This window comes from uncultured Meiothermus sp., assembly GCF_937863175.1.
Lineage (GTDB): Bacteria > Deinococcota > Deinococci > Deinococcales > Thermaceae > Meiothermus.
In genome coordinates this window covers 1-7,152 of record NZ_CALMCQ010000302.1, presented here as the reverse complement: position 1 = coordinate 7,152, position 7,152 = coordinate 1, and the positions used below count along the sequence as shown (strand labels likewise).

At 61.9% G+C, this 7,152-nt stretch carries 4 protein-coding genes and 2 pseudogenes; 3 read left to right on the top strand and 3 right to left on the bottom strand.

The features are described 5' to 3' along the window. From Q0288_RS11560 to Q0288_RS11550, 3 genes and pseudogenes are all read left to right on the top strand, one after another. Window positions 1–200: pseudogene (locus tag Q0288_RS11560) on the top strand (PIG-L family deacetylase); the annotation flags it as partial. Between the two features lie 73 nt (window positions 201–273). Next, the gene (locus tag Q0288_RS11555) at window positions 274–1,593 is read left to right on the top strand and encodes a CCA tRNA nucleotidyltransferase (protein WP_299430550.1); all 1,320 of its coding nucleotides are present in this window, start codon (window positions 274–276) and stop codon (window positions 1,591–1,593) included. Window positions 1,594–1,649: 56 nt separating this feature from the next. Then, window positions 1,650–2,369, top strand: coding sequence for an alpha/beta fold hydrolase (locus Q0288_RS11550; RefSeq protein ID WP_299430549.1), 720 nt, complete (start codon window positions 1,650–1,652; stop codon window positions 2,367–2,369). 270 nt (window positions 2,370–2,639) lie between these two features. Here Q0288_RS11550 and Q0288_RS11545 read toward each other — a convergent pair whose 3' ends face one another. The 3 genes and pseudogenes from Q0288_RS11545 to Q0288_RS11535 form a co-directional block, all read right to left on the bottom strand. Continuing rightward, window positions 2,640–3,560 carry a carbohydrate kinase gene (locus Q0288_RS11545; RefSeq protein WP_299430547.1) on the bottom strand — a complete coding sequence of 307 codons (921 nt, stop codon included), beginning with the start codon at window positions 3,558–3,560 and terminating at the stop codon, window positions 2,640–2,642. A 548-nt stretch (window positions 3,561–4,108) separates the two neighbouring features. Further along, the gene (pheT, locus tag Q0288_RS11540) at window positions 4,109–6,505 is read right to left on the bottom strand and encodes a phenylalanine--tRNA ligase subunit beta (protein WP_299430545.1); all 2,397 of its coding nucleotides are present in this window, start codon (window positions 6,503–6,505) and stop codon (window positions 4,109–4,111) included. Between the two features lie 84 nt (window positions 6,506–6,589). Continuing rightward, window positions 6,590–7,152 (bottom strand): annotated as a pseudogene (locus Q0288_RS11535) (phenylalanine--tRNA ligase subunit alpha); the annotation flags it as partial.

Here is a 7,152-nt window from a genome sequence, read left to right as displayed (position 1 = left end):
ACCTGGATGTGCGCCCCTATGCCCAAACCATTCGCGCTGCGCTTCTGGCCCATCGCTCGCAGATAGGGCCCGCCTCAACCCTCAGCCATATCGAGCGGGACTGGCCCGGGGTGTTGGAGGAAGAGCGGTTTGTACTCGGCGGCTTGCGGGGGAGTTTTCCAGCCATGCCGGTGCAGGATGTGTTGGAGGGGCTGACCTAGACCTGTCCGGCCGGTCTTGGCATCCTGCAGGCAGCGTGCTAACCTCAGTCTTTGGCTGCCGGGCCGGGGGGACATGAAAGATTATCGTGCGGTATTGCAGACCCTCTTTTTCCTTCCAGACCTCTATCTGGTGGGTGGGGCGGTGCGCGATATCCTGTTGGGGCGAGAGCCTGAAGATTTAGACTTTGCCACCTCCGCCCCACCCGAAGAAACCATTCAACTTGTTGAATCACACGGTCTGGTGGCCATTCCTACCGGCCTCGAGCACGGCACTATAGCGGTTCTGATTGACCGCCGCCCCTACGAAGTGACCACCTTTCGGCAAGACGTGGAGACCTTCGGGCGTAAAGCCAGGGTGCGGTGGGGGAACAGCATCGAGGAAGACCTGGCCCGGCGCGACTTCACCATCGGGGCCATTGCCATGAATGCCGAGGGGCGGGTCATTGACCCCTTTGGAGGCCAGCAGGACATAGAAGCGGGCATACTGCGGGCGGTGGGTGACCCCGAACAGCGCTTCCGCGAGGACTATCTGAGGGTAATCCGGGCGGGTCGTTTCGCAGCCCGGTATGGCTTCGAGATTGAGGAAAAAACCATGCAGGCCGCACGAGAGGCAGCCCCACAAGTGCTTTCCCATGTGGCCATCGAGCGCGTCACTGCAGAGTTTGATAAAGCCTTTGCTGCGCCGCATGTGGCAGACTCGAATGGAGCCCCCAGCCGATTTGTGCGCTACCTGTACGATCTGGAGATCTTGCAGCGCCTGATTCCCGAGTTTGAAGATGCCCACCTGCTCCTGCAAAACCCGCGCTGGCACCCGGAGAGGGATGTGTTGAGCCATATCCTAAAAGTAATTGACCTTGCTCCCCCGAAGTATCGCTGGCATGCCTTGCTGCACGATATTGGCAAGAAGGACACGGCCCGGTGGAAACCGGAGGGCTGGTATAGTTTTCACGGCCATGAGCAGGTTGGAGCCCAGCTAATTCCCCGCATTGCTCGCGAGCTACGCCTGCCCAACCACTTGCGCGACGAGATCCTGGTGACGACGGCCCTGCACATGGTTCCGGTCTTTACCAAACCAACGCCCAGAGCCATCCGTAGATTCCAGGCCGAGGCAGGAGTTTATCTGCCAGCCCTGGAAGCACTCTACCGCGCCGATGCCGGGGATCGCCGCCCGCCAGAGTCCTGGAAGTTTTTTGAGCCACAGCCGGTGCCGGTACGGCCAATTTTGTCTGGGCGACACCTGGTCGCCAGGGGCCACAGGCCGGGGGTTGAGTTTGGTCAGATGCTTCAGGCTGCTTTTGAGCATCAGCTCGAGACCGGCGAGACCGACCTCGAGCGGCTGTATGCGGCAGCGCTGACCGGATTGGAAGCTGGGAAACAAGGAACCAAGCCGTGAAGCCAGTTTCAGCCTGCAATTCCCGGCGCCCTTTAGCCCTGGGCTATGCTGGGGGTATGGCAACTCCTGTGGTTTTTCTTCACGCTTTTCCTTACCGCCCGGCTATGTGGGACGATCAGCGCCGGATAGTGCAAGGGCATCCGGTGCTGAGGCCGGATATACTGGGTTTCGAAAATCTAGAAAGCGCAGCGGCCCATGTGCTGCTGGAGATGGACAACCTGGGCTGGCAGAAGGCGGTGTTTGTGGGGCTCTCGATGGGCGGATATGTAATTTTTCGCCTGTGGAACCTGGCTCCCGAACGATTTGTGGGAATGGTGCTGGCCGATACCCGGGCCACCCCCGACACGGCCGAGCAAAAGGTCGGCCGGGCCCGGACCGCCGAGCGCATCCGCGCCGAAGGGATGGGTTTTTTCCCCGAGGGAGCCTTGCAGACCAACCTGGGAGATACCACCCGCGCAAACCGTCCAGCCCTGGTAGAACAAGTACGCCAGACCTTCCTGGCTGCCGATCCCGGTCGGACGATAGCCAGCCTCAAAGGGTTGGCAGACCGCCCCGACTCGGTGCCGCTGTTGCCCACAATTACGGTTCCGGTGCTGATACTGGTGGGCGAGGAAGACACCCTGACCCCACCTGCCGAAGCAAGGCGGATGGCGGATGGGATTCCCGATAACCGGATGCTGATCATCCCCGGGGCGGGACACCTGAGCAACCTCGAGAACCCCAAAGCCTTCAACACCGCACTGCAGGGCTTTCTGAGTGAGCTGATTGTGCACTAGAGCGGTTCTCGGAAAGAACCCAGCCATCCCCAAAAGTCTAAAAGTTGTACTGAACTCGTTTTTTTTGCCGCCAGGATTATACCAGATTCGCAACCCGACCGAAGGGAGACGCTCTTTCCGCCGCCCGTCCGGGAGGGGTGTGCTCCCGGATTCAAAAAGAGAGCCTCGGGGTCTCCGGGTTGGAGGATGATCTTTTTAAATCCGGTATGAGCGGCGAAAAAATAGAGGGAATCGCGATAAACAAAGCCTGCTCGAGCTGCTGGATGCGGTTTATCCCACCTCTTCTAGCCAGGGTGGACTGGCCCCAGCCCGTGTGCAGGTGATGGCCGCAACGCGGGCGGCGAAGGTGAGCAGGGCCGCTATCTGTTCGCTGCCCAGCGACTCCAGCACCGCTCGAGACCAGACCTTTGAGCGCCACAGCCAGCTCAGCATGCCGGACATGAAGGCATCCCCAGCACCCACTGTGTCCACAACCGTGACCCTGGGGGCCTGGACTCGAAGGATCTCCTGGCCGGTGACGGCCAAAGCCCCCCGACCCCCCTGGGTCACGATAATCATCACCGGGCCGTGTTTCTTCCACTCCTGGGCAATGGCCTCCAGACTTTCGCCAGGGTAGAGCCATTCGAGGTCGGCCTGGCTGACCTTAACCAGATCGGCCTGCTCGAGCCAGCCCATCAGCCGTTCGAGGTAGGCCTCCCGGTTGGGAATCAGGAAGGGCCGTACGTTAGGGTCGAGCGAGATCAGGCGGCGCCGGGCCTCGCGCCGCATCAGCGACTCGAGGGTGGAGGCCCCCGGCTCCAGAACCAGCGAGAAAGAGCCGAAGTGCAGCGTTGCGCCGACTGGCAGGGTGGACGGAAGGTCTTCGGGCAGGAGCAGACGGTCGGCGGTGTTGTCGCAGTAAAACGAGAAGAACTCGCCCGACTCGGAAGGGGCTACCAGGGCCAGGGTGGTGAGTTGATCGCCCTCCTTCACATAGTCCAGGCCTACCTTGCTGGCTGCCAAATGGCGTCTTAGCAACTGCCCAAAGGCGTCCCGTGAAATCCGCCCCAAAAATGTGGTGGGTGTACCCAGGCGGCCTGCACCCAACGCAACGTTGTAAGGGGAACCCCCAGGATGAGGTATGTAAGCAGTACGGCCATCGTGCACAATAGGGGTCATATCTATCAGGGCTTCGCCCGCAACCATCAGCATGTTTCCTCCTGAAGGACTCGAGTCAAATTATGGCTGTAGGGCATCGGTTCCCCTAACTGGGGTGAGCTGGGTGGCTATCGGCCACAGGCTTCAGTACAAAGTCTGGGAACCATATCCCCTTAAGACAGTCTGGCCCAAAGCTGCTGCATACCGGTTTCGCAAAGATACTCTTCCATACCTTGGGGGGTTATCTTTGCGAAGCCCAGTCTACTCCCTTACGCTTCCGAGTATGCCCCTGCACCAGGTTGCTCTCGTGGCTGTGGCGTACCCGGCGATTGCATAGGCATCTCTGCGGGACGGGTCGGGGATATGACAACCCGTTGGGAGACTTTCCATCCGAACTCGGTACTATCCGTGGGTGCGATGTCAAAGGTCAGCCCTATCGCTCTTCTCTCCTATTCCGTCCTGTAGCGCACACAACCGTACAGTCCAGCATACCCATCGCGGCTGGCGGGCTCCAGGGCGGTTTTCAATGCGCCGGTCATCCGCTCCGAACAAATGATTTCGGGCTAGTGCCGGGTGGATTCGGAGTTTCCTGTACGGATGGGTCACTTCCTGATCGCGTATCCTGCGGCCTCAATTGCTCCAATCACCTTTTGCATAAAGTCATCGGTCTCGAGGTCGGTCAGGGTGCGCCCTTCGTGGCGGAAGGTCAGGTGGAAAGCCAGGCTTTTTTCGCCTTCCGAAAGCGGCCTACCCCGGTAGACATCGAAAATTTCCAGCTGCACCAGGTGCTCGCCCGCGCTGGTGCGGATCAGCCGCTCTACCCAGGCATAGGGGGCGCGCTCCGGCACCACCACCGCCAGATCGCGCATCGAGGCCGGATATTTGGCGATGTCGGAGAAGGTATCCGGGCCTTTGCTGAGCGGCAGGGCCAACTCGAATAAAAATACCTGGGGATGATCCCCTTCGGGACGGGCCGCTGCCCGTGCACCACTGGGCAGCTCGAGGGCCGCTGCAATGGCCGGGTGCAGTGCGCCGATATGCCCCACCTTCTGGTCGTTCCAGAAAACCGCCCCGCAGATGCCGGGGTGCAGGTACGGCTGGGCCTCTTGCTCGACCCGCAGGCTGCTGCCCAGGTTCTGCGCCACCGTCTCGAGAAGCCCCTTAAGGACGAAAAAACTACCCCCCAGGCCAGGCTGCCAGTATCCCTGCACGGCCTCGCCGATCAGCAGAGCGGCCAGATGGGTGGTTTCGGTCTGGTTGAAGACACTGCCAATCTCGAAAAGCAGAAAGGGCCCTTTTTCGGACTGGGCCGAGGCGGTATGCAGGTTTTTGAGCAGGCCGGGGTAGAGCGCGGTGCGCAGGGCGGTACGGTCGGGGGTTTGCGGGTTTTGCATGAAGACGGTGGGCGCAGGAGCCCGCATCAGGGCGCACTCCTCCGGCGACGACCAGGAGTAGTTGATCACCTCCTGGAAGCCCAGACCCGCCAGGGCCTGCTGCAGTCTCTCGAGGGCCTCATAGGGTTCATCCACCCCCAGGTTGTCGGGATGGGGAAAAAAGCTGGGCAGGGTGATGGGAATCTGGTCGTACCCCACGATGCGGGCCACCTCCTCGACCAGGTCTTCCTCGATGGTTAGATCTACCCGGTGGCTGGGAGGTGTGACTGCAAAGGTTCCGGTTTCCAATCGGGACTCGACCCTGCAGCCCAGCCGGCGCAACACCGCCAGCTGCTCGGTCTCGTGGTAGGCCATCCCCATCAGGCGGGAGGTGTGGGCTGGACGAAACGCGATGGGACTGGGGGGCCGGGTGTGGTTGAGGTCAATGCGGTCGCGGGCGACCTGGACTCCTCCACCGGACCAGGTCTGCAACAATTCCATGAAACGATCGGCGGCTCTTAGCTGGCCATCCGGGTCTACCCCACGCTCGAAGCGGTAGGAAGCCTCGGTTTTGAGACCCTGGCGCTTAGCCGTGCGGCGCACCATCACCGGGTCGAAGTGGGCCACCTCGAGGGCTACCTCGGTGGTGCTGGGGCGGATTTCGTCGTCGGCCCCGCCCATCACCCCGGCCAGCCCCGCCGGGCGGGTAAGGCTGTCATCCCTGACCGTGATCAGCAGGTCGCGCTGGTCTAGCGTTCGCTCCTGTCCGTCCAGGGTGACCAGTGTTTCGCCTGGTCTGGCCCGGCGCACCACCAGCCCCTGGCGGATGTAGCTGGCATCGTAGGCGTGCATGGGGCTGCCCAGCTCCAGCATGGCGTAGTTGGTGGCGTCTACCACGTTGGAGATGGGGCGCATCCCGGCGGCATACAGGCGGCGCTGCACCCAGAGCGGGCTGGGCCCCACCCGGATGCCCCGGGCGTACGACAGGGTAAAGCGCGAGCAGCCCTGGGTGTCCTCGAGCCAGACCTGGAAAGGCAGGGTAATCGGGGTGGTGTTGGGCCTGGGGTCGGGGTGGTTCAGGGCCATGCCCAGCGCGGCCAGATCCCGCGCCACCCCGTAGACCGAGAGCCAGTCCGGGCGGTTGGGGGTGATCTCGATCTCGAGCACCTCGTCCGGGCTCCAGACCTCGGCCAGCGGCGTGCCGGGGGGCAGTGCATCCGGCGGGAGTTCCATCAAGCCGCCGGCGTACTCGCCCATCTCCAGCTCCCTGGCCGAAAGGGCCATTCCGTAAGACTCCACCCCGGCAATTGTGCGCAGGCCCAGCTCGGTTCCATCCGGCAGCACCGCACCCGGCAGGGCCAGCACTACCCCAATACCCACCCGGGCGTTGGGCGCACCCGAGACCACCTGTACCTCCCGTCCAATGTCCAGGGTGAGGCTGCGTACCTCCCTGCCCTCGAGGTCTTCAACCTTTAGCACTCTGGCAAACACAATTTTCCCGTGTGGGACAGCAAGCGACCAGATGGCCTCGGTCTCGATGCCCAGCCCCGCCAGCACCTCTTCCAGGCGGCTGGGATGGGGCGCCTCGGGCAGGAATTCTTTGAGCCAGTCATAGACGATTTTCATGAATAAACCTCGCTGTTAGCGGATGGCTGATAGCTTATAGCGGTTAGTGTTTTTAGCTATTGGCCATAGGCTATGGGCTATCAGCTAACCTCTAAACTGCCGCAGGAAGCTCAAGCGGTTCTGGTAGAAGTAGCGGATATCGGGGATGCCGTAGCGCAGCAGGGCCAGCCGCTCCACCCCCATGCCAAAGGCCCAGCCGGTCATCCCTTCGTAGGCCCTGGGCAGGCCCATTTTCTCGCGGTACTCGTCCACCGCCCTGAACAAATTGGGGTGAACCATCCCGCTACCTCCCAGCTCGAGCCATTTCTGCCGCTCGGGCCACCACATAGCAAACTGCGCCCCCGGTTCCACAAAGGGAAAGTAGGTGGGCTGGAAGCGGGCCTTGCCCTCCTTGCCAAACAGCCCCCGGGCCAGCTCGGTGATGGCCCCTTTAAGGTCGGCCATGGTAATATCCGGCCCCACCACCAGACCCTCGAGCTGATGAAACATGGCCTCGTGCGAGGCATCGGTCTGCTCGTAGCGGAAGACCCGCCCCGGCACCACAATCTTGAAGGGGGGGGTGTGCTGGATCATGTAGCGGATCTGCATCCCCGAGGTGTGGGTGCGCAGCACCGCACCGCCCAGCGGGGTGACATCCTCGCCAAAAG